The sequence below is a fragment of the Stenotrophomonas acidaminiphila genome, from assembly GCF_001431595.1.
Lineage (GTDB): Bacteria > Pseudomonadota > Gammaproteobacteria > Xanthomonadales > Xanthomonadaceae > Stenotrophomonas > Stenotrophomonas acidaminiphila.
The window spans coordinates 1-21,044 of the sequence record NZ_LDJO01000048.1 but is presented as its reverse complement, the minus strand read 5'-3'; the positions used below and the strand labels follow the sequence as shown (position 1 = coordinate 21,044).

The following is a 21,044-nucleotide window of genomic DNA, read 5'->3' as shown; positions in this document are numbered from 1 at the left end:
TCGCGATGCGCGGCGTGGCCACCCATACCGACAGCAGCACCGCCACCGCGAAGCCGGCCCAGGCCACGCCGCGCATCGCGATCGCCTCGTGCATGGCCTTCATCTGCGCGCAGCTGCTGGACATCACCGTGTTCGACCGGCTGCGCCGCGGCAACTGGTGGCGCGCGCCGGCGGTGGCCACCAGCTGCAGTGCGACCCTGGACACGGCGATCTTCTGGACCATCGCCTTCGCCGGTGCGCCGCTGCCGTGGGTGAGCTGGGCGGTGGGCGACTGGCTGGTCAAGCTGGGCATCGGCCTGTGCCTGCTGGTGCCGTTCCGCGCGCTGCTGTGGAAGATGGCCCCGGCGCGGATGTAGCGCCACGCGGGGCCGGCCGGTCGGTCAATCCGCAGCCCTGCCCGGTTCGAACGGCAGCCCCTGCGCCACCGCCGCGGCGGTGATCGCCGCACACGCGCTTTCGATCTCCGGGGTGGGCACGGTGATGCGCGGGCGCCGGTCCAGGGTGCACGACAGCCCGGCATCGAGCAGGGTGGCATGGGCGGCGTGCAGGGCGGTGGCGGTGGCCGGCGGCAGCCAGCCGCTGGCGGCCAGCGCATCGACCAGCCGCGGGGTTTCGCGCGGCCCGCACAGCGCCGGGTCGCTGGCCGCCCCGGCCAGCACGCCGGTCTGCAGCAGGAACTCCAGGTCCACCAGGCCGCCGGCGCCCTGCTTGAGGTCAAGCCGCGCGGCATCGCTGCGGTCCAGCTCGGCGCGCATGCGCGCGCGCATCTTCAGCACGTCGCCGAACAGGGTGTCGGCGTCGCGGGCGCGGCCCAGCGTGCTGCCGCGCACCTGTTCGAAATCGGCCAGCAGGCCGGCATCGCCGGCGACGCCGCGGGCGCGCACCAGCGCCTGGTGCTCCCAGGTCCAGGCGCGCTCGCGCTGGTACTCGGTGTAGCTGGCCAGCGAGGACACCAGCGCGCCCTTGCCGCCGTCCGGGCGCAGGCGCACGTCGATGTCGTACAGGCGCCCGGCGGCGGTGACCGCCGACAGCAGCGCCATCACCTTCTGCGCCAGGCGCGCGAACCAGCGGCTGCTCTCCAGCGGGCGCCGGCCGTCGCTTTCCTCGGCCGCGGGCGGGTGGTCGTACAGGAACACCAGGTCCAGGTCGGACCCGAAGCCCAGCTCCAGCCCGCCCAGGCTGCCGTAGCCGATGATGGCGAAGCGCCCGCCGGGCACCTGGCCGTGCGCGGCGGCCAGGTCGGCACGCGCCATCGCCAGCACGGTGTCGACCACGGCGTCGGCCAGCTGCGCCAGCTGCCGGGTGCAGTCCACCGCGCGCTGGCGGCCATCGTGGAAGGCCAGCGCCATGCGGAAGCTCAGCGCCAGGCGCACTTCGTTGAGCGCGCGCAGCGCGGCTTCCGGGTCGTCGATGGCCAGCGCCGCGGCGCAGGCGTCACGCATTTCCTGCGGCTCCGGCAACGGCCCGGCCACGCGCGTGTCCAGCAGTTCGTCCAGCAGCAGCGGGAAGGCCACCAGGCGTTCGGACAACAGCGCGCTGCGCGCCAGTACGTTGACCAGCCGGGTGAGCGCGCTGGGCTGTTCGTCCAGCAGCGCCAGGTAGCTGGTGCGGCGCAGGATCGCCTGCAGCAGGCCGAGCACGCGCCGCAGCGCGGCATCGGGCTGCGGCGAGCGGGTGGCGGCGTGCAGCAGCGCCGGCAGCACCCGGTCCAGGCGCGCGCGCGCGGCGTCGGACAGCGATTTCACCCCGAGCGACTGCGCGAACTCGCGCAGCGACTGGTCGGCGCCGGCGGCGTCGGCGAAGCCGGCCTCGGCCAGCACCGCCGCGTCGCCACCGTCGGGCAGCACCCGCCAGTAGCTGGACAGGGCATCGGGCGCGGCCTGGCCGCGGCGTGGCGCCAGCAGCGCGGCGAATTCGGTGGCCACGCACTGGCGCTGCTGGTCCAGCGCCACCAGCAACGCGTCCCAGTCGGCGTGGCCCAGGCCCAGCGCGATGCGCAGGCGGTCGTCGGCATCGGCCGGCAGGCGGTGGGTCTGCGCGTCGCGCAGCATCTGCAGGCGGTTCTCCAGCCGGCGCAGGAAGCGGTAGGCATGGACCAGCGCGGCGCCATCGGCCGCATCCATCTGCCCGGACTCCACCAGTGCCTGCAGCGCCGGCAGCAGCCGCCGTTCGCGCAGCGCCGGCTCGCGGCCACCGCGGATCAGCTGCAGCGCCTGGGCGAGGAACTCGATCTCGCGGATGCCGCCGGGGCCGCGCTTGATGTCGTCGAAGCGGTCGCTGCGCGCGACTTCGGCGGTGATCGCGGCCTTCATCTCGCGCAGGCCGTCGAGCGCGGTGAAGTCCAGGTAACGGCGGTAGACGAACGGGCGCAGGGTTTCCAGCCAGGCCTCGCCGGCGGCGATGTCGCCGGCCACCGCGCGCGCCTTGATCCACGCATAGCGCTCCCAGTCGCGGCCCTCGCGCTGGAAGTACTGGTCCATGCCGGCAAAGGACAGCGCCACCCGCCCGGCACTGCCGAACGGGCGCAGGCGCAGGTCGACGCGGTGGCAGAAGCCGTCGGCGGTGGTCTCGTCCAGCAGCCGGGCCAGGCGCTGGCCCAGCCGCGCGAAGTATTCCTCGGCCGCCAGCGCGCGCGCGCCGTCGGACTCGCCCGCCTGCGGGTAGGCATAGACCAGGTCGATGTCGGAGGAGAAATTCAGCTCGCCGCCGCCAAGCTTGCCCAGCCCGAACACCACCAGCCGCTGTGCGCTGCCGTCGTCGGCGCGGACCACCCCGTGGCGCTGGGCGAACTCCTGCTCGAGCGCGGCCAGCGCCAGCTGCAGGCAGTCCTCGGCCAGGGCGGTGGCGCCGCGCAGGGTGGCGTCGACGTCGTCGCGCCCGTTCACGTCACGCCAGACCAGCCGCGTGGAGGCGGCGGCGCGGTAGCGGCGCAGCTGCACCGGCCAGGCGCTGGGCTGCAGCGGGTCCAGCACGGGCAGCGGCAGCGGCGCGCCGGCGTCCAGTTGCGCCAGCAGCTCCGGCTGCCGGCACAGGGTGTCGATGGCGAAATCGCTGGCCAGCGCCAGCCGCCGCAGGCCGGCCTCGAAGTCCGGGGCCTGCGGCCATTGCGCCGGGTCCGGCGCGGCGAGCCTGAGGCGGGCGATGGCGCGGTCGAGCAGGGCGGCCACGGGCGGGGGCAGGTCGGGAGTCGGGAAGGTCATGGGCCAATTCTGGCATTGCCGGGCGCCTGCCCCACAGAAAGCGGAGGCGCTCGACAGGTCATGTGGGGCAGCATCATGCATCAATCATCAGGGAGAGCCGCATGCGCCCTCCCTCGACATTGCCGACGACGTGCTGTTTGCCGCCAAGGAGCTGGCACGCCGCGAGAAGAAGCCACTTGGCCAGGTGATCAGCGAGTTGGCGCGGCGGGCGTTCGCCCAGTCCGATGCGCCCTGGGACACGACCGGCGTGGCCGAACCCTTGGCCGATTACGGCATTCATCCGCTGCCACCACGCGGCGTGGTGGTCAGCAATGAACTCATCGATCGCCTGCGCGACGAAGAGGGCATCTGATGCGTGCGTTGCTTGACGTGAACGTGCTGATCGCACTGCACGACAGCGACCACGTCCACCATCACCCTGCCTCGGCCTGGCTGCGCACGCACATCGCGCATGGCTGGGCCAGTTGTCCACTTACCCAGAACGGTTGCCTGCGCATCATGTCCCAGCCCGGATACGCCAAGCCGCAACCGCTGGCCAGCCTGGTGAGCATGCTGGCGCGTTCCACGTCCACGCGCTTCCATGCGTTCTGGCCGGACGCCATCAGCGTGCTGGATCGCACGCATTTCCATCATGGCTACATCCACAGTCCGCGACAGTTGACCTATCTGTACCTGCTCGCGCTCGCGGTGCACCACGGCGGGCGGCTGGTGACGTTCGACCGGCACATTGCGCTGAGTGCGGTAGCGGGCGCGCGGCCCGAGCACCTGGTGCAGTTGTGAGGCCGACCGCGGCACGGGGCACGGCACCGGGAGACCGCAAATAAAAAGCCCGCTGGCAGCGAACTGCCAGCGGGCTTTGCTCCCTCCCCCACGTCGGGATGCAGGGCGATCGTGCGGGGTCGGCGTACAAGTTGCACGCTGCAGTGCAAAAAATCCGGTGGCACCGCCCGGGGCCCGGAAACGGCCTGCGGCCGGCCCTGCCACCACCGCACCCCGGGGGCGAATGCCATCCCACGAAGGTAGAACACCTTCGGCGCCCGCCATCCGGGATAATCGGCCATCCCCACGAGCCAACGTCGTTTCCATGTCTGTAGAACGCATCCTGGACCCACGCCTGCGCGAACGGGTCGTTTCCGCCGAACACGCCGCCAGCCTGATCCAGCCGGGCGAAACCGTCGCGATGAGCGGTTTCACCGGTTCCGGCTACCCCAAGGCGGTGCCGCAGTGCCTGGCCCAGCGCATCGAGCAGGCGCACGGGCGCGGCGAGGAATTCCGCATCAACCTGCTCACCGGCGCCTCGACCGCGCCGGAGCTGGACGGCGCGCTGGCCAAGGTCGATGGCATCGCCATGCGCATGCCGTTCCAGAGCGACCCGGACGCGCGCAAGCGCATCAACGCCGGCAAGCTGGACTACTTGGACATCCACCTGTCGCACGTCGCCCAGCACGTGTGGTTCGGCTTCTACAACGAAATCGACACCGCGGTGGTGGAAGTCTCCGCCATCCACGCCGACGGCTCGCTGGTGCCGTCCACCTCGGTGGGCAACAACAAGACCTGGCTGGACCTGGCCAAGAAGGTGATCATCGAGGTCAACGGGTGGCAGCCGCTGGGCATGGACGGCATGCACGACGTCTACTACGGCACCGCGCTGCCGCCGCACCGCAAGCCGATCCCGCTGGTGCGCGGCGACGACCGCATCGGCCAGACCACGCTGCGCTGCGACCCGGACAAGATCGCCGCGGTGGTGCTGACCCATGCGCCGGACCGCAACAGCCCGTTCAATCCGCCCGATGCCGACAGCCAGCGCATCGCCGGGCACCTGATCGAGTTCCTCAAGCACGAAGTGGCGCGCGGCCGCCTGCCGGCCAACCTGCTGCCGCTGCAGTCGGGCGTGGGCAACATCCCCAACGCGGTGCTGGCGGGGCTGGCCAACAGCGGCTTCCGCGACCTGGAAGCGTTCACCGAGGTGATCCAGGACGGCATGCTCGACCTGCTGCGCGCCGGCGTGCTGCGCTATGCCTCGTGCACCGGCTTCGCGCTGAGCCCGGCCGCCACCGAGGAGTTCATGCGCAACATCGACTTCTACCGGCAGCGCATCATCATGCGTTCGCAGGAAGTGTCCAACCACCCGGAGCTGGTGCGCCGGCTGGGCTGCATCGGCATGAACGGCATGATCGAGGCCGACATCTACGGCAACATCAATTCCACCCATGTCATGGGCAGCAGCATCATGAACGGCATCGGCGGTTCGGGCGACTTCGCGCGCAACGGCTTCCTGTCGGTCTTCCTGAGCCCGTCCACCGCCAAGAACGGCAGCATTTCCTCGATCGTGCCGATGGTCAGCCACGTCGACCACACCGAACACGACGTGGCGGTGGTGGTCACCGAGCAGGGCCTGGCCGACCTGCGCGGCCTGCCGCCGCGCGCCCGCGCGCGCACGCTGATCGCCAACTGCGTGCACCCGGATTTCCGCGACCAGCTCAGCGACTACTTCGAGCGCGCCTGCCGCGACAGCTACGGCAAGCACACCCCGCACCTGCTGCCCGAGGCGCTGTCCTGGCACCAGCGCTGGCTGGATACCGGCACGATGAAGGCCTGAGGCCCACGCCTGCCGCACCGCATGAAGCCCGGGAATCCCGGGCTTCATGCGTTTGCGGGCGCGCCCGGCTCAGCCGGCGGTCTTGTCCTTGACCGTCGCGGTCTGGCCGTTGGCCTTGACGCTGTTGATGCCCGCTTCGCGCGCGGCCTGCGAGGCGTACAGCTGGCTGCTGCCGATCACCTGGTGGTTGGCCGCCTTGAGGTTGAAATGGTAACGGCCATCACTGGCCGTCTTGCGCTCGTAGCGCGCGTCGTCGGCACTGTTCGCGCGTACCGAGGCGATGCCGTTCTCCGCCGCCGCGCGCGTGGTGTAGCGCTCGCTGCCCAGGATGACTTCGGCATTGCCGGCCTTGAGCACGAAGTGGAACTGGTCGTCACTGCTGCGCTGCAATTCGAACCAACCATTCATCGGGTTTCCTCCGCTGCTGGGGTTGCCGGCATGCGGGGCCGCGGCATGGCAGCCGCCCCGGTCCGGCCGGACGCCCGCAAAAAACCGGGCTGCTATGGCCGCGCGACACCACGGCCATGCCCCGAATCTACCTCATTGGCCACCGTGTTCGAGCCAGGCCAGCTTGCGCCCGCGGGGTTGCCGCTTCAGCTGCCACTCCGCGCGCGATGCGGCGGCACGGTCGGCGTACTCGCGGAAACCGAGCACGCGCAGCGGCGGATGCGCGCGCGTGTAGCGCGCGCCCTTGCCGGTCGCATGGGCCTGGAAGCGCGCCTGCACGTCGGTGGTGATGCCGGCGTAGTAGCTGCCGCCGCTGCACTCGAGCAGGTACAGGAACCACGAGCCGGTGGCCATGGCGCAGGCCCGCGTGGTTTACAGGCTGGCGGCGTCGGCGATCTTGCACATGCCCTCGCCCACCGCCTTGTTCGAGGTCATCTGCCCGCCCTTGATGCTGAAGCGCACTTCCACGCGGATGCTGCCGTCGTCCTGGCGGCGCACGGTGGTGCGCAGCGGCACGGTCGAGCCACCGCCACCACGCACCGGGTTCTCGGCGGCGATGTAGCCGGTGCGCTCGTTCGGCGACACCGAAACCATGCCCTCGGCCTCGATCGCGGCGACGGTCTTGCGGAAGGCTTCGGCGTAGCTCACGCCTTCGTGTTCGGTCGCTGCCAGGAACTGCTTGCCGGTGGTGAAGCCGCCGGTCACCGAGAGATTCTGCAGGCAGCCGCTGCCCGAGTCCTGGACCTGCTTCTTGGCCATGGCCAGTGCCGGCACCAGCATCAATGCAGCAGCGACGGCGAAACTGAGGGTACGCATCATTCCTTCTCCCTGGTACGGTGATTGATCGGCTTCCTGCCGGACGCGACGCGCCCTGTTCCCCAAAGCAGGCGGGAGGCATGCCGCCTCCCGCCGCTTAAATTACTGTGACTGGCCCGGGCATGCCAGCACAGGCGTCACATCCGCTCAGGCCGCCGCCTCCAGCCGCGCACGGCGCCGCATGCGCACCGCGTCGGCCAAGCGCTCGAGCACCTGCACGGTGCTGTCCCAGCCGATGCAGCCGTCGGTGATGCTCTGGCCGTAGACCAGCGGCTGGCCTTCGACCAGGTCCTGGCGGCCGCCGACCAGGTGGCTCTCGATCATCACCCCGACCACGCGCGACTGGCCCGCCTCCAGCTGGCCGGCGATGTCCTCGATCACCTGCGGCTGGTTCTCCGGCTTCTTGCTGCTGTTGGCGTGGCTGGCGTCGATCATCAGCCGTGCCGGCAGCTGCGCCCGGGCCAGTACTTCGCTGGCCGCCTGCACGCTGGCCGCGTCGAAATTGGGCAGCTTGCCGCCACGCAGGATGACGTGGCAGTCCGGGTTGCCGCGGGTGGCGACGATGGCGGTGCCGCCGTCCTTGGTGACCGACAGGAAATGGTGCGGATGCGAGGCCGCGCCCACCGCGTCGGCGGCGATCTTCACGTCGCCGGTGGTGCCGTTCTTGAAGCCCACCGGGCACGACAGCCCGGAGGCCAGCTCGCGGTGCACCTGGCTTTCGGTGGTGCGCGCACCGATCGCGCCCCAGGCCACCAGGTCGGCGATGTACTGCGGCGAGATCACGTCGAGGAATTCCACGCCGGCCGGCAGGCCCAGCCTGTTGATGTCGCGCAGCAGGCCGCGCGCCACGCGCAGGCCCTTGTTGATGTTGAAGCTGCCGTCCAGGTCCGGGTCGTTGATCAGCCCCTTCCAGCCGACGGTGGTGCGCGGCTTCTCGAAGTACACGCGCATGACGATTTCGAGTTCGCCGCCGAGCGCGTCGCGCAGCGGGCGCAGGCGCTGGGCGTAGTCCATCGCCGCCACCGGGTCGTGGATCGAGCAGGGGCCGACCACCACCGCCAGGCGGTCGTCATGGCCATGCAGGATGCGGTGCAGCGCGGCGCGGGCGTCGGCCACCGTCTGCGAGGCCTGCTCGTCGCAGGGCAGCAGCGAGATCAGCTGGGCCGGCGGGGTCAGCGGGTCGAGCCGGCGGATGCGAAGGTCGTCTGTGTGGGGGGGCATTGCGGGGTCTCCGGTTCAAAGCGTGATGAGGGCCCCAGCGGAAGGCGGCATGAAAAAAGCCGCCAGGTTCGCTGGCGGCTTTTCGGGAATGCGTCTGAAAGTTTCTTCAGGGTGAGCGCAGTCCTTCCTCCGCCAGCGGCTTCGGAAAGTAGTACCAGAAGTAAAAGCTGGCGCGGGTTGCGTTCATGGGCAGCATTGATAACACGGTTTTTTGTGCGATGCGACAGTTTCAACCGCAACCGGGATTCACCACCGGGGCGCGATACTTGTGGCCATCTCCACCCGCCATGCCCCGCGAGGCCCGGCCATGAACAACGACACCCTGCTGCAGATCGCCTGCCCGCACTGCAATGCCATCAACCGGCTGCCCGCCGCGCGGCGCGGGCAGTCGCCCGCGTGCGGACGCTGCCACCGGCCGCTGTTCGCCGCCACGCCGGTGGTGCTCGACGCCGCCGCCTTCGAGGCCCATGCGCAGCGCTCGCAACTGCCGCTGCTGGTCGATTTCTGGGCGGCCTGGTGCGGCCCCTGCCGGCAGATGGCGCCGGAGTTCGCCAAGGCGGCCGCGCAGCTGGAGCCGCTGGTGCGCCTGGGCAAGCTCGACACCGAGGCCGAACCGGCCCTGGCCTCGCGCTTCGGCATCCGCAGCATCCCGACGATGGTGCTGCTGCACGACGGCCGCGAGCTCGCGCGCCAGTCCGGCGCCATGCCCGCCAGCGCCATCGTGCAGTGGGTGCGCCCGTACCTGCCGCGCTGAGCGGCGGGCGCGGGCAAAAAAAGAACCCCGCCTCGCGGCGGGGTTCTTTCGTACAACGGCAGCGGTGAGGCTGCGGCGGACTTAGAAGTCCATGCCGCCCATGCCACCCATGCCGCCCATGCCACCGGCAGCAGCCGGCTCGTCCTTCTTCGGGGCCTCGGCCACCATCGCTTCGGTGGTGATCATCAGGCCGGCGATCGAGGCGGCGTTCTGCAGCGCCGAACGGGTCACCTTGGTCGGATCCAGGATGCCGAACTCCAGCATGTCGCCGAACTCGCCCGAGGCGGCGTTGTAGCCGAAGCTGCCGGAGCCTTCCTTGACCTTGTTGACGATGACCGACGGCTCTTCGCCGGCGTTGGCGACGATCTCGCGCAGCGGCGCTTCCATCGCGCGCAGGGCGATCTGGATGCCGTGGTCCTGGTCTTCGTTGGCGCCCTTCAGGCCGGCCAGCGCGGTGACCGCACGGATCAGGGCGACGCCGCCGCCCGGCACCACGCCTTCCTCGACCGCCGCACGGGTGGCGTGCAGGGCGTCGTCGACGCGGTCCTTCTTCTCCTTCATTTCGATCTCGGTCGAGGCGCCGACCTTGATCACGGCAACGCCACCGGCCAGCTTGGCCACGCGCTCCTGCAGCTTCTCGCGGTCGTAATCGGAGGTGGTGTCCTCGATCTGCACCTTGATCTGCTTGACGCGCGATTCGATGGCGGCGGCATCGCCGGCACCGTCGATGATGGTGGTGTTTTCCTTGGAGACCTGCACCTTCTTGGCGCGGCCCAGGTCCTTGATGGTGGCCTTCTCCAGCGACAGGCCCACTTCCTCGGAGATCACGGTGCCGCCGGTCAGCACGGCCATGTCTTCCAGCATCGCCTTGCGACGGTCGCCGAAGCCCGGGGCCTTGACCGCCACGACCTTGACGATGCCGCGGATGGTGTTGACCACCAGGGTCGCCAGCGCCTCGCCTTCGATGTCCTCGGCGACGATCAGCAGCGGCTTGCCGGCCTTGGCCACGCCTTCCAGCACCGGCAGCAGGTCACGGACGTTGGAGATCTTCTTGTCGTGCAGCAGGATGAACGGGTCGTCCAGGTCGGCCGACTGGCCCTGCTGGTTGTTGATGAAGTACGGCGACAGGTAGCCGCGGTCGAACTGCATGCCCTCGACCACGTCCAGCTCGTTCTCCAGGCCCGAGCCTTCCTCGACGGTGATCACGCCTTCCTTGCCGACCTTCTTCATCGCTTCGGCGATGATGTTGCCGATCGACTCGTCGGAGTTGGCCGAGATGGTGCCGACCTGGGCGATGGCCTTGTCGTCGGCGGTGGGCTTGGAGATGTTCTTCAGCTCGGCGACGGCGGCCACGACGGCCTTGTCGATGCCGCGCTTGAGGTCCATCGGGTTCATGCCGGCGGCCACGGCCTTGGCGCCTTCGCGGATCAGGGCCTGGGCCAGCACGGTGGCGGTGGTGGTGCCGTCACCGGCGTTGTCGTTGGTCTTGGAAGCGACTTCCTTGACCATCTGCGCGCCCATGTTCTCGAACTTGTCGGCCAGTTCGATTTCCTTGGCGACGGACACGCCGTCCTTGGTGATGGTCGGGGCGCCGAAGCTCTTCTCGAGCACGACGTTGCGGCCCTTCGGGCCCAGGGTCGCCTTGACGGCATTGGCGAGAATGTTGACGCCGCGCACCATGCGCGAACGGGCGTCTTCACCGAAACGGATATCCTTGGCAGCCATTGCTTTACCTCAGTGGATCAGGGTTTAAGGGGTCTTGTGGAGTCGTCTGGAACGCGGCTCAGCCGATCACGGCCAGCACGTCGTCCTCACGCAGCACCTTGTACTCGACGCCATCGGCCTTGTAGGTGGAACCGGCGTACTGGCCGTAGATCACCTTGTCGCCGGCCTTCAGCGCCGGGGCGCGGACGCTGCCATTGTCCAGCGGCTTGCCGGGGCCGACGGCCACGACTTCGCCCTTGGTGGACTTTTCCTTGGCCGAATCGGGGATCAGGATGCCACCGGCAGAGACTTCCTCGGCTTCGATGGGCTTGACCACGACGCGGTCGTGCAGCGGCTTGATGCTCATGTGAGACCTCTTGATGTTGTTGATTGGTCTGGAAAGTCCGGTGGTCGCCACCCCGCCGGGCGGCAGCGGCGACGCCACGCCTAAAAACGCCCGTCACCGGGCTTGGCTGGGAAATGGGGACCGCCGGCGGGCTTTCAAGTGCCTGAACCCAACTTCCTGCGACCCCGCCACCGCTGGCCCCGGCGGCGGCGGCGGCATCTGCGACAATGCCCCGGATGGACGCCCGCCTTGTCTTCTGCACCTGCCCCGACGCCGCAACGGCCCAGGCACTGGCCCGGCTGCTGGTCGAGCGGCGCCTGGCCGCCTGCGTGAACTTGTTGCCGCGGATACAGTCTGTGTATCGCTGGCAGGAGCGGATCGAGCAGGCGGAGGAAGTCCAACTGCTGATCAAGACCACCGCCGACCGCCTGGAAGCGCTGACGGCGGCGCTCCTGCAGCACCATCCGTACGAATTGCCGGAAATTCTGGCGGTTTCCCCCAGCGCCGGCCTGCCGGCCTACCTGGACTGGATCCGGGCCCAGACCCGCGAGGACACCTGACTTGAAGATGCTGTTGCGCCGTTTCACCGCCCTGTGCCTGCTCACCCTCTGTGCCTTCCCGGCCCTGGCCCTGGACGAAAAGGACCTGCTGCCGGTCGACAAGGCCTTCGTCCTCCAGGTCCAGGCGGACACGCGCGACCGCATCGAGCTGCGCTGGGACATCGCCCCGGGCTACTACCTCTACCGCCACCGCACCAGCGTCAAGGCCGGGCCCGGGTTCAGCGCCGGCGCGCTGCAGATGCCGGCCGGCGAGAAGAAGCACGACGAGTTCTTCGGCGACGTCGAGACCTACCACCGGCAGCTCAAGGCCACCCTGCCCGGTACCGCCGACCCCGGCGCCGGGACGGTGACGCTGGAGGTGCGCTACCAGGGTTGTGCCGATGCCGGGGTGTGCTATCCCCCGCAGAAGCGCACCGTGGAGGTCCAGCTGCCCGGCGCCAGTGCCGGTGCCGCGGCCGCGCCGGCCGGCGACGCACCGCTGTTCAACCCGCTGGCGCGCAACGATGGCGGCGGCCTGAAGCTGCCGGGCAGCGCCGCCACCCAGTCCCTGCCGCTGCCCTCGGAGCAGGCGTTCGGCTTCGAGGCGATCGTCGATGACGGCAACCGCCTGCTGCTGCGGTTCACCCCCGCGCCGGGCTACTACCTGTACCGCGACCGCACCTCGCTGGCGCTGGAGGGCGCGGCCGGGATCCGCACCGGCAAGCCGCAGTGGCCGGCCGGCACCTCGCACCGCGACGAGCACTTCGGCAACGTGGTGGTGTACTTCGACCAGGTCGATGTACCGCTGCCGCTGCACCGCGAACGCGCCGATGCCAGCCCGGCGACGCTGGTGGCCACCTTCCAGGGCTGCCAGACCGACGGCATCTGCTATCCGCCGATGACCCGGCGGGTCCGACTGGCGCTGCCGGCCGGCAAGGTCTCGCCCAGCGGCGAGGCGATGGTCACCCCGCTGGTGATCACGCCGCTGCCCAGCGGCCGCAAGCCGGCCGACCCGGCGGCCATCGACCCGGCCAACCCGCCCGCCCCGCAGCCGCTGGTGGTCCGCTCCAACGACAACGGCGGCGGCGCGTCCGCGACCACCCCCGACGCCTCGGCCGACAACGCCGGGCGCAGCCAGCCGCCGGGCAACGCCGGTGAAGGCGATTCGCTGGCGTGGATCCTGCTGCTGGCGCTGGCCGGCGGCCTGGTCCTGAACCTGATGCCCTGCGTGCTGCCGGTGCTGTCGCTGAAGGTGCTGGGGCTGGCGCAGAGCGGCGAGAGCCGCCAGCACGCCCGCCGCCATGCACTGTGGTACACGCTGGGGGTGCTGGTCGCGTTCACCGCCATCGGCGCACTGGTACTTGCACTGCGCGCGGCCGGGCAGGCCGCCGGCTGGGGCTTCCAGCTGCAGCACCCGTGGTTCATCGCCGCGCTGGTCTACCTGATGTTCGTGGTCGGCCTGAGCCTGAGCGGCGTGTTCACCCTGGGCGGCAACCTCGGTGGCGTCGGCCAGTCGCTGGCGCAGCGCCAGGACGCGGCCGGCGATTTCTTCACCGGCGTGCTGGCCTGCGTGGTCGCCAGCCCGTGCATCGCCCCGTTCATGGGCCCGGCGCTGGCCTATGCCTTCACCGCGCCGGCGGCAGTGGCGATGCTGGTGTTCCTGGCCCTGGGGCTGGGGCTGGCGCTGCCGTTCCTGCTGATCGGCTTCGTGCCGGCGCTGGCCCGGCGCCTGCCCAGGCCCGGCGCCTGGATGGAGACCTTCAAGCAGGTGCTGGCGTTCCCGATGTACCTGACCGCGATCTGGCTGCTGTGGGTGCTGGGCAAGCAGCGCGGCATCGACGCGATGGCCTTGCTGCTGGCCGGTGCGGCGCTGCTGGCGCTGGGGCTGTGGTGGTTCGAGCGCAACCGCTGGCGCAGCCGCCGCGCGGGCATGGCGCTGGGCGCGGTGCTGGTGCTGCTGGCGCTGGTGCCGGTGTGGGGCGTGACCCGCATGGAACCGCCGGCACGCGCGGCCAGTGAAGGCACCGTGGCGTACTCGCCGGAAATGCTCGACCGGCTGCGCGCGGACAACCGCGTGGTGTTCGTCAACATGACCGCCGACTGGTGCGTGACCTGCAAGGCCAACGAACGCAACGTGCTCGACCGCGACACGTTCCGCGACACCCTCAAGCGGGTGGACGCGGTGTACATGCACGGCGACTGGACCAATGTCGACCCGCAGATCAGCGCGTTCCTGGAGCAGCACAAGGCCGTGGGCGTGCCGCTGTACGTGGTGTACGGGCCGGGCGCGCCGCCGCGCGTGCTGCCGACCGTGCTGACCCAGGCCATCGTCGAGGACGCGCTGCTGCGCGCGGCACGCTGAGATGCGCAGCGCGGCATGGTGGGTGGTGGGCATCGCCGCGGCGGCCGGACTGGCCGCCGGCGCCTGGCTGACCCGGCCCGCGCTGCCGTCGATGACCGAGCCGTCGACGGCCCGACCGGCCACGCCGGCCGCGGCACCCGCGGCGCTTGCCCCGGGCGACCGGGTGCCCGCCTTCACCCTGCCCGACCTGGACGGCATGCCGGTTCAGTTCCCGGACCGCTTCCTGGGCCGGCCGCTGCTGATCAACGTGTGGGCCAGCTGGTGCGCGCCGTGCATCGAGGAAATGCCGGAACTGGCGCGCTTCGCCGCCCGCCACGCCGACAGCGGCCCGCAGGTGGTGGGCCTGGCGCTGGACACGCACGAAGCGGTGCTCGATTTCCTCGGCAACGTGCCGGTCTACTACCCCATCGTGCTGGAGACCCCCGGCCCGGCCGACGCCAGCGTCAAGCTCGGCAACCACCAGGGCCTGCTGCCCTACAGCGTGCTGATCGACGCGCAGGGGCGCGTGGTCCGGCAGAAGCTGGGCCCCTTCAAGGCCGGGGAGATCGAGGCGTGGGCCGGGCTGGACGAAGAAGCGCGCTAACCGCGGCGAACGTGACGCCAACATCCGCCAGCAGGCCGCACCCATGGCGCCGGCACAGCGCCCCGCGGGCGCCGCGCGCATGCGTCCACACCACGCCCCGGGCACCCGGCGGAGGCCCCCGGCAATTTCAAACAATCGATTAAAACGTCGCCAATTTCGCCGAACTGGACAGTATTCCCCGGTTCGCTCACACTGCCGCCCTTTCCCGCCCACCGCTGGCCCATGGCAAAACTGCTGGTCCTCCACGGCCCCAACCTGAACCTGCTCGGCACGCGCGAGCCGGAGGTCTATGGGCACACCACGCTGGCCGACATCGATGCCGCCCTGGCGCGGCAGGCACAGGCGGCGGGGCACGCGGTGGAGAGCCTGCAGTCCAACGCCGAGCACGTGCTGGTGGAGCGGGTGCAGGCCGCGCGTGGCGATGGTACCGGTTTCATCCTGATCAACCCGGCCGCCTTCACCCACACCTCGGTGGCGCTGCGCGACGCGCTGGCCGCGGTGGCCATCCCGTTCATCGAGATCCACCTGTCCAACCCCCACGCCCGCGAGCCCTTCCGCCAGCACAGCTATTTCAGCGACAAGGCGGTCGGCGTGGTCTGCGGCTTCGGCGCGGACAGTTACCGCTACGCCATGGACGCGGCACTGCTGCGGCTGTGACCCCCATTCCCGGGCGGTGGGCGCGAGCGCGCCACCGCCTACACCACCCAAGAGGCATCCTATGGACCTGCGCAAAATCAAGAAGCTGATCGACCTGCTGGAAGAGTCGAACCTGGCCGAGATCGAGATCAAGGAAGGCGAGGAATCCGTGCGCCTGTCGCGCACCCCGGTCGGCGGCTACGTGCCGGCGCCGGTGATGGCCGCCCCCGCCCATGTCGCCGCGCCGGCCGCCGTGGCCGCGCCGTCGATGCCGATGAGCTCGCCGACCGAGGCGTCCACCGGCGGCACCGCCAAGCCGGGCAACGCCCTGCCGGACGGCCACGTGCAGCGCGCGCCGATGGTCGGCACCTACTATGCGTCGCCGTCCCCGGACAAGCCGCCGTTCGTCAGCGTCGGCCAGCAGGTCAAGGCCGGCGAGACCCTGGCGATCATCGAGGCGATGAAGATGTTCAACCCGATCGAGGCCGAGGTGTCCGGCACCGTGGTCGCCATCCTCGGCGAAACCGGCAACCCGGTGGAGTTCGACCAGCCGCTGTTCGTGATCGCCTGAGGCGCCGGCCATGCTCGACAAGGTCGTAATCGCCAACCGGGGTGAGATCGCGCTGCGCATCCTGCGCGCGTGCCACACCCTGGGCATCCGCACGGTCGCGGTGCACTCCACCGTCGACCGCAACCTCAAGCACGTGGCCATGGCCGACGAGTCGGTCTGCATCGGCCCGGCGCCGTCGTCGGAAAGCTACCTCAACATCCCGGCGCTGATCGCCGCGGCCGAGGTCACCGACGCCCAGGCCATCCACCCCGGCTACGGCTTCCTCTCCGAGAACGCCGATTTCGCCGAGCGCGTGGAGCAGTCCGGCTTCATCTTCATCGGGCCCAAGGCCGACACCATCCGCCTGATGGGCGACAAGGTCGAGGCGATCCGCGCGATGAAGGCCGCCGGCGTGCCGTGCGTGCCCGGCTCGGGCGGCCCGCTGGGCGACGACCCGGCGACCAACGTCAAGATCGCCCGCGAGATCGGCTATCCGGTCATCGTCAAGGCGGCCGGCGGCGGCGGCGGCCGCGGCATGCGCGTGGTCCACACCGAGGGTGCGCTGGTCAATGCCATCGCCACCACCAAGCAGGAAGCCAAGGCCGCGTTCGGCAACGACATGGTCTACATGGAGAAGTTCCTGGAGAACCCGCGCCACGTGGAGATCCAGGTGCTGGCCGACGGCCAGGGCAGCGCCATCCACCTGGGCGAGCGCGACTGCTCGATGCAGCGCCGCCACCAGAAGGTGGTGGAGGAAGCACCGGCACCGGGCATCACCCCGGAACTGCGCGAGGAGATCGGCAAGGTCTGCGTGGAGGCCTGCATCCGCATCGGCTACCGCGGCGCAGGCACCTTCGAGTTCCTGTTCGAGAACGGCCGCTTCTACTTCATCGAGATGAACACCCGCATCCAGGTGGAGCACCCGGTGACGGAGATGATTACCGGCATCGACCTGGTCGCCGAGCAGCTGAAGATCGCCGCCGGCCACAAGCTGTCGATCAAGCAGAGCGACATCAAGATCAACGGCCACGCGATCGAGTGCCGCATCAACGCCGAGGACCCGGAAACCTTCTTCCCGTGCCCGGGCACCATCACCGGCTTCTACCCGCCGGGCGGCCCCGGCGTGCGCGTGGACACGCACATCTACGGCGGCTACCGCGTGCCGGCCAACTACGACTCGATGATCGGCAAGCTGATCGTGCACGGCCCGGACCGCGACACCGCCATCGCCCGCATGCGGGTGGCGCTGAGCGAGATGGTCGTGGACGGCATCAAGACCAACGTCGCCCTGCAGCAGCGGATCATGCGCGACAAGGGCTTCCAGGCCGGTGGACAGAACATCCACTACCTGGAAAAGCGCCTGGCCGAGCGCAAGAACCAGTCGATCGCGCTGACCTGAGCGCGGCTCGCCGAGGGTGAAGGAAGAAGGCGGGGAAACCCGCCTTCTTCCGTCTGCGCGGCCGCACGCACGCGCCGCGGCGACGGGCACCACGGCACCCGTGGCCGGCAGGAGAAGGAAAACATCCTCAGCCTCGTCTAGGATGCCCGCTTCCGTTCCGCTGTCGCCGCCATCCCCATGCCTTTCCTCGAACTCACCCTGCGCTGCACCGAAGCCACCCAGCCCCGCTACGAGAACGCCCTGGAGGACGTCGGCGCGCTGGCGGTGACGATGCTCGACGCCGATGCCGACACCAGCAACGAGCGCGCGATCCTGGAGCCGGGCGTGGGGCAGACGCCGCTGTGGAACGAGCTGGTGCTGACCGCGCTGTTCCCGGCCGAGACCAACGCGCTGGCGCTGCTGGCCGCGCTGGAGGCGTTCGACGCCGGCCTGGACTGGAGCAGTGCCGGGTTCCGCGCGGTCGAAGACGAAGACTGGGAGCGCGCTTGGCTGGACCAGTTCCAGCCCATGCGGTTCGGCCAGCGCACCTGGATCGTGCCGTGGAACCATGAACTGCCCGAAGCGGCGCAGGCCGCCGACGCCGCGGTGGTGCGGCTGGACCCGGGCCTGGCGTTCGGTTCCGGCACCCACCCGACCACCGCGCTGTGCCTGCGCTGGCTGGACCAGCTCTCGGCCGAGGGCGAACTGCAGGGCCGCACCGTGCTCGACTTCGGCTGCGGCTCGGGCATCCTGGCCCTGGCCGCACTCAAGCTCGGTGCCGCCGCCGCGGTAGGCGTGGACAACGACCCGCAGGCGCTGACCGCCACCGCCGACAACGGCGAGCGCAATGGCGTGCACATCGCCGCCTGGTTGCCGCAGGACGAGCCGGCGGCGACCTATCCGGTGGTGGTCGCCAACATCCTGGCCTCGGCGCTGGACGCCCTGGCCGACCTGTTGGCCGCACGCGTGGCACCCGGTGGGCGCATCGCCCTGTCCGGCATCCTGCACGGCCAGGAAGGCGAACTGCTGGAACGCTACGCCCCCTGGTTCGAGCAACTGGAAGCCGTGCAGGACGGCGACTGGATGCGCATTACCGGCGTACGCCGTGCTTGAATGAGCGCAGTGTCCGGGACCGACCTGCCATGAGCGAAGAAACCACGCCGCCCCGCCCTTCGCTGGCCACGCTGCTGCGCAGCGGGGCCACGCCGCGGCCCGCCGGGGTGGACGCCATGGACACCGGCAGCCAGGTCGGTGCCGATGCCGGTGCCGGTGTCGCCGACACGATCCCGCCCGCGGCCGCGGAGCCACCGGCCGAGGCGCAGGACATCGGCGGCGACGAGCCGGATGCGCGGCAGGACGGGGACAGTGCCCCACTGGAAGGCGGCATCGCACCGGACTTCCTGCGCCGCCCGGCGATGGCGCCGGCGGCGATCCGCCGCACGCCGCGCTGGCAATGGCTGCTGCTGCTCGCACTGGCGCTGCTGCTCGCCGTCCAGGTGGTGCTCGCCGACCGCGCCACGCTGGCCGCCCGCGCCGGTTGGCGCCCGCTCGTGGCCGGGCTGTGCACGGTCCTGCGCTGCACCCTGCCGCCCTGGCACCAGCCCACGGCCTACACCATGCTGCAGCGCGAAGTGCGGCCGCTGCCCGGGCGCCCGGGCGTGCTGCAGGTGCAGGCCAGCTTCCGCAACGACGCGCGCTGGGCGCAGGCCTGGCCGGCATTGTCATTGTCGCTGTCCGATGCCGACGGCCGCGTCATCGGGCGCCGCCTGCTGCAGCCGCGCGACTACCTGGGCGCCGCGCACGACCCCGCGCAGCGGCTGGAACCGGGGCAGAGCGCGCAGATCGCGTTCCTGCTGCGCGAACCGTCGGCGGCCACCGTGGCCTACGCGTTCGAGTTCCGCTGACCGCGCCGCCTGCCGTGGCGGCCCCCTCGTCCACGCGCTAGACTCCCCTCCCCATGCCGGGCGCGGCCGCGCCGGCTCCGCTGAATCCGGGAAATCCCTTGAACGCTGCCCCACCCCGTCCTGACAACAGTCGTGGCGCTCCGAAGCCGCCGCTGCGCGAACACGTCGCCCAGTCCGTGCGCCGCTACCTGCGCGATCTGGATGGCTGCGACGCCGACGATGTCTATGAAATCGTCCTGCGCGAGATGGAGATTCCGCTGTTCGTGGAAGTGCTCAACCACTGCGAGGGCAACCAGAGCCGTGCCGCGGCGCTGCTGGGCATCCACCGCGCCACGCTGCGCAAGAAGCTCAAGGAATACGGGCTGGCCTGAGCCCTCGCCCGGCGGGCGCGCCTGCCGGGGGCAGGCAGGTGAACGCGCGGCTACAATACGGGCCCGCTTCCGCTTCCCTCCCCACCCCCATGTCCGCTGATCTGCTGCCCGTGCGCCGGGCCCTGCTGTCCGTTTCCGACAAGACCGGCCTGGTCGAACTGGCCCGCGCGCTGGCCGCGCACGACGTCGAACTGCTGTCCACCGGCGGCACCGCCAAGGCGATCCGCGAGGCCGGCCTGCCGGTCAAGGACGTATCCGAGCTCACCGGCTTCCCGGAAATGATGGATGGCCGGGTCAAGACCCTGCATCCGCTGGTGCACGGCGGCCTGCTCGGCCGCGCCGGCACCGACGACGCGGTGATGGCCGCGCACGGCATTCCCCCGATCGACCTGCTGGTGCTGAACCTGTACCCGTTCGAGTCGGTGACCGCGCGCGCCGACTGCAGCCTGGCCGATGCGGTGGAGAACATCGACATCGGCGGCCCGGCCATGCTGCGCAGCGCCGCCAAGAATTTCGCCCGCGTCGCCGTGGCCACCAGCCCGGACCAGTACGACGCACTGCTGGCCGAACTGGCCGCCAACGATGGCAAGCTCTCGGCCGCCCGCCGTTTCGCGCTGTCGGTGGCCGCGTTCAACCGCGTCGCCCAGTACGACGCGGCGATCAGCAACTACCTGTCGGCGATCACCGACACCACCGCCGCGGTGCCGGTGCGCGAGGAATACCCGGCGCAGATGAACTCCACCTTCGTGAAGGTGATGGACCTGCGCTACGGCGAGAACCCGCACCAGAGCGGCGTGTTCTACCGTGACCTGTGGCCGGTACCGGGCACGCTGGCCACCTTCGTGCAGCTGCAGGGCAAGGAACTGAGCTACAACAACCTGGCCGACGCCGATGCCGCATGGGAATGCGTGCGCCAGTTCGACGTGCCGGCCTGCGTCATCGTCAAGCACGCCAACCCGTGCGGCGTGGCCGTGGCCGCCGATGTCGGCGCCGCCTACGAAATGGCCTACAGCACCGACCCGACCAGCGCCTTCGGCGGCATCCTGGCGTTCAACCGCACGCTGGATGCGACCACCGCCAAGGCCATCCTCGACCGCCAGTTCGTCGAAGTGCTGATCGCCCCGGACTACGAGCCGGCCGCGCTGGAGTACGCCACCAGGAAGGCCAACGTGCGCGTGCTGCGCATCCCGGCCGGTGACGCGCGCAACAACTACGACACCAAGCGCATTGGTTCTGGCCTGCTGATCCAGAGCGCCGACAACCGCGGCATGACCACCGACGAGCTGAAGACGGTGACCCGGCGTGCACCGACCACCGCCGAGCTGCGCGACCTGCTGTTCGCCTGGCGCGTGGCCAAGTACGTCAAGTCCAATGCCATCGTGTATGCGAAGGACGAGCGCACCATCGGCGTCGGCGCCGGGCAGATGAGCCGCGTCTATTCGGCGCGCATCGCCGGCATCAAGGCCGCCGACGCGGGGCTGGTGGTACCGGGGCCGGTGCTGGCCTCCGATGCGTTCTTCCCGTTCGGCGACGGGCGGGACGCTGCGGCCGACGCTGGCATCACCGCGGTGATCCAGCCGGGCGGTTGGGTGGGCCATGCCGAGGTGCAGGCGGCGGCCGACGACCTGGCGCGT

At 70.3% G+C, this 21,044-nt stretch carries 22 protein-coding genes; 15 read left to right on the top strand and 7 right to left on the bottom strand.

The features are described 5' to 3' along the window. Positions 1–5 precede the first annotated feature (5 nt). Positions 6–356, top strand: a complete 351-nt coding sequence (locus tag ABB33_RS13830) for a queuosine precursor transporter (protein WP_056932489.1) — start codon at positions 6–8, stop codon at positions 354–356. A gap of 24 nt (positions 357–380) precedes the next feature. On the opposite strand, the gene glnE is transcribed toward ABB33_RS13830, so the two are convergent. Continuing rightward, positions 381–3,200: a bifunctional [glutamate--ammonia ligase]-adenylyl-L-tyrosine phosphorylase/[glutamate--ammonia-ligase] adenylyltransferase gene (gene glnE / locus ABB33_RS13825; protein WP_056932488.1), complete on the bottom strand. Its 2,820-nt coding sequence runs from the start codon at positions 3,198–3,200 to the stop codon at positions 381–383. On the opposite strand from glnE, the gene ABB33_RS13820 reads away from it, so the two are divergent. From ABB33_RS13820 to scpC, 3 genes are all read left to right on the top strand, one after another. Next, positions 3,199–3,552 carry a hypothetical protein gene (locus tag ABB33_RS13820; protein ID WP_198421471.1) on the top strand — a complete coding sequence of 118 codons (354 nt, stop codon included), beginning with the start codon at positions 3,199–3,201 and terminating at the stop codon, positions 3,550–3,552. The two genes, glnE and ABB33_RS13820, sit on opposite strands and share 2 nt — an antisense overlap. Further along, positions 3,552–3,980: a TA system VapC family ribonuclease toxin gene (locus tag ABB33_RS13815; protein ID WP_056932487.1), complete on the top strand. Its 429-nt coding sequence runs from the start codon at positions 3,552–3,554 to the stop codon at positions 3,978–3,980. The genes ABB33_RS13820 and ABB33_RS13815 overlap by 1 nt, the downstream gene beginning before the upstream one ends. 304 nt (positions 3,981–4,284) lie before the next feature. Beyond that, positions 4,285–5,799 carry a succinyl-CoA:acetate CoA-transferase ScpC gene (gene scpC, locus ABB33_RS13810; protein ID WP_056932486.1) on the top strand — a complete coding sequence of 505 codons (1,515 nt, stop codon included), beginning with the start codon at positions 4,285–4,287 and terminating at the stop codon, positions 5,797–5,799. A 69-nt stretch (positions 5,800–5,868) separates the two neighbouring features. On the opposite strand, the gene ABB33_RS13805 is transcribed toward scpC, so the two are convergent. From ABB33_RS13805 to ABB33_RS13790, 4 genes are all read right to left on the bottom strand, one after another. After that, the gene (locus tag ABB33_RS13805) at positions 5,869–6,207 is read right to left on the bottom strand and encodes a YegP family protein (RefSeq protein WP_054667735.1); all 339 of its coding nucleotides are present in this window, start codon (positions 6,205–6,207) and stop codon (positions 5,869–5,871) included. Between the two features lie 132 nt (positions 6,208–6,339). Beyond that, a complete protein-coding gene (locus tag ABB33_RS13800) occupies positions 6,340–6,600 on the bottom strand; it encodes a GIY-YIG nuclease family protein (protein WP_054667736.1) in 261 nt (86 codons plus the stop codon). A gap of 18 nt (positions 6,601–6,618) precedes the next feature. Further along, positions 6,619–7,062: a hypothetical protein gene (locus ABB33_RS13795; protein ID WP_152985094.1), complete on the bottom strand. Its 444-nt coding sequence runs from the start codon at positions 7,060–7,062 to the stop codon at positions 6,619–6,621. A gap of 147 nt (positions 7,063–7,209) precedes the next feature. Continuing rightward, a complete protein-coding gene (locus tag ABB33_RS13790) occupies positions 7,210–8,283 on the bottom strand; it encodes a 3-deoxy-7-phosphoheptulonate synthase (RefSeq protein ID WP_056932484.1) in 1,074 nt (357 codons plus the stop codon). A gap of 307 nt (positions 8,284–8,590) precedes the next feature. Between ABB33_RS13790 and trxC the strand changes: the two genes are divergently transcribed. Beyond that, positions 8,591–9,037 (top strand): thioredoxin TrxC, encoded by a 447-nt coding sequence (gene trxC / locus ABB33_RS13785; protein WP_056932483.1) that lies wholly within the window; start codon positions 8,591–8,593, stop codon positions 9,035–9,037. A gap of 81 nt (positions 9,038–9,118) precedes the next feature. Here the strand turns inward: trxC and groL are convergent, their stop codons facing one another. Both groL and ABB33_RS13775 read right to left on the bottom strand, forming a co-directional pair. After that, a complete protein-coding gene (gene groL / locus ABB33_RS13780) occupies positions 9,119–10,762 on the bottom strand; it encodes a chaperonin GroEL (RefSeq protein ID WP_054667742.1) in 1,644 nt (547 codons plus the stop codon). Positions 10,763–10,820: 58 nt separating this feature from the next. Beyond that, positions 10,821–11,108, bottom strand: coding sequence for a co-chaperone GroES (locus ABB33_RS13775; RefSeq protein ID WP_054667743.1), 288 nt, complete (start codon positions 11,106–11,108; stop codon positions 10,821–10,823). 206 nt (positions 11,109–11,314) lie between these two features. Between ABB33_RS13775 and cutA the strand changes: the two genes are divergently transcribed. The 10 genes from cutA to purH form a co-directional block, all read left to right on the top strand. Further along, positions 11,315–11,647: a divalent-cation tolerance protein CutA gene (gene cutA / locus ABB33_RS13770; protein ID WP_056932482.1), complete on the top strand. Its 333-nt coding sequence runs from the start codon at positions 11,315–11,317 to the stop codon at positions 11,645–11,647. Between the two features lie 7 nt (positions 11,648–11,654). After that, positions 11,655–13,988 carry a protein-disulfide reductase DsbD family protein gene (locus ABB33_RS13765; RefSeq protein WP_056932490.1) on the top strand — a complete coding sequence of 778 codons (2,334 nt, stop codon included), beginning with the start codon at positions 11,655–11,657 and terminating at the stop codon, positions 13,986–13,988. A gap of 1 nt (position 13,989) precedes the next feature. Continuing rightward, a complete protein-coding gene (locus ABB33_RS13760) occupies positions 13,990–14,571 on the top strand; it encodes a TlpA family protein disulfide reductase (protein ID WP_056932481.1) in 582 nt (193 codons plus the stop codon). Between the two features lie 222 nt (positions 14,572–14,793). Next, positions 14,794–15,228 carry a type II 3-dehydroquinate dehydratase gene (gene aroQ, locus ABB33_RS13755; RefSeq protein WP_054667749.1) on the top strand — a complete coding sequence of 145 codons (435 nt, stop codon included), beginning with the start codon at positions 14,794–14,796 and terminating at the stop codon, positions 15,226–15,228. A gap of 61 nt (positions 15,229–15,289) precedes the next feature. After that, the gene (gene accB / locus ABB33_RS13750; protein WP_054667750.1) at positions 15,290–15,778 is read left to right on the top strand and encodes an acetyl-CoA carboxylase biotin carboxyl carrier protein; all 489 of its coding nucleotides are present in this window, start codon (positions 15,290–15,292) and stop codon (positions 15,776–15,778) included. Positions 15,779–15,788: 10 nt separating this feature from the next. Then, the gene (gene accC, locus ABB33_RS13745; protein ID WP_056932480.1) at positions 15,789–17,156 is read left to right on the top strand and encodes an acetyl-CoA carboxylase biotin carboxylase subunit; all 1,368 of its coding nucleotides are present in this window, start codon (positions 15,789–15,791) and stop codon (positions 17,154–17,156) included. Between the two features lie 177 nt (positions 17,157–17,333). Then, on the top strand, positions 17,334–18,248 hold the full coding sequence (prmA, locus tag ABB33_RS13740; RefSeq protein WP_056932479.1) for a 50S ribosomal protein L11 methyltransferase: 915 nt from the start codon (positions 17,334–17,336) through the stop codon (positions 18,246–18,248). A gap of 29 nt (positions 18,249–18,277) precedes the next feature. After that, complete coding sequence (locus ABB33_RS13735; protein WP_056932478.1) at positions 18,278–19,039, top strand: DUF3426 domain-containing protein; 762 nt, start codon at positions 18,278–18,280, stop codon at positions 19,037–19,039. A 98-nt stretch (positions 19,040–19,137) separates the two neighbouring features. After that, the gene (gene fis / locus ABB33_RS13730) at positions 19,138–19,410 is read left to right on the top strand and encodes a DNA-binding transcriptional regulator Fis (protein ID WP_054667755.1); all 273 of its coding nucleotides are present in this window, start codon (positions 19,138–19,140) and stop codon (positions 19,408–19,410) included. 89 nt (positions 19,411–19,499) lie between these two features. Beyond that, a partial coding sequence (gene purH / locus ABB33_RS13725) for a bifunctional phosphoribosylaminoimidazolecarboxamide formyltransferase/IMP cyclohydrolase (protein ID WP_056932477.1) occupies positions 19,500–21,044 on the top strand: 1,545 nt, incomplete at its 3' end.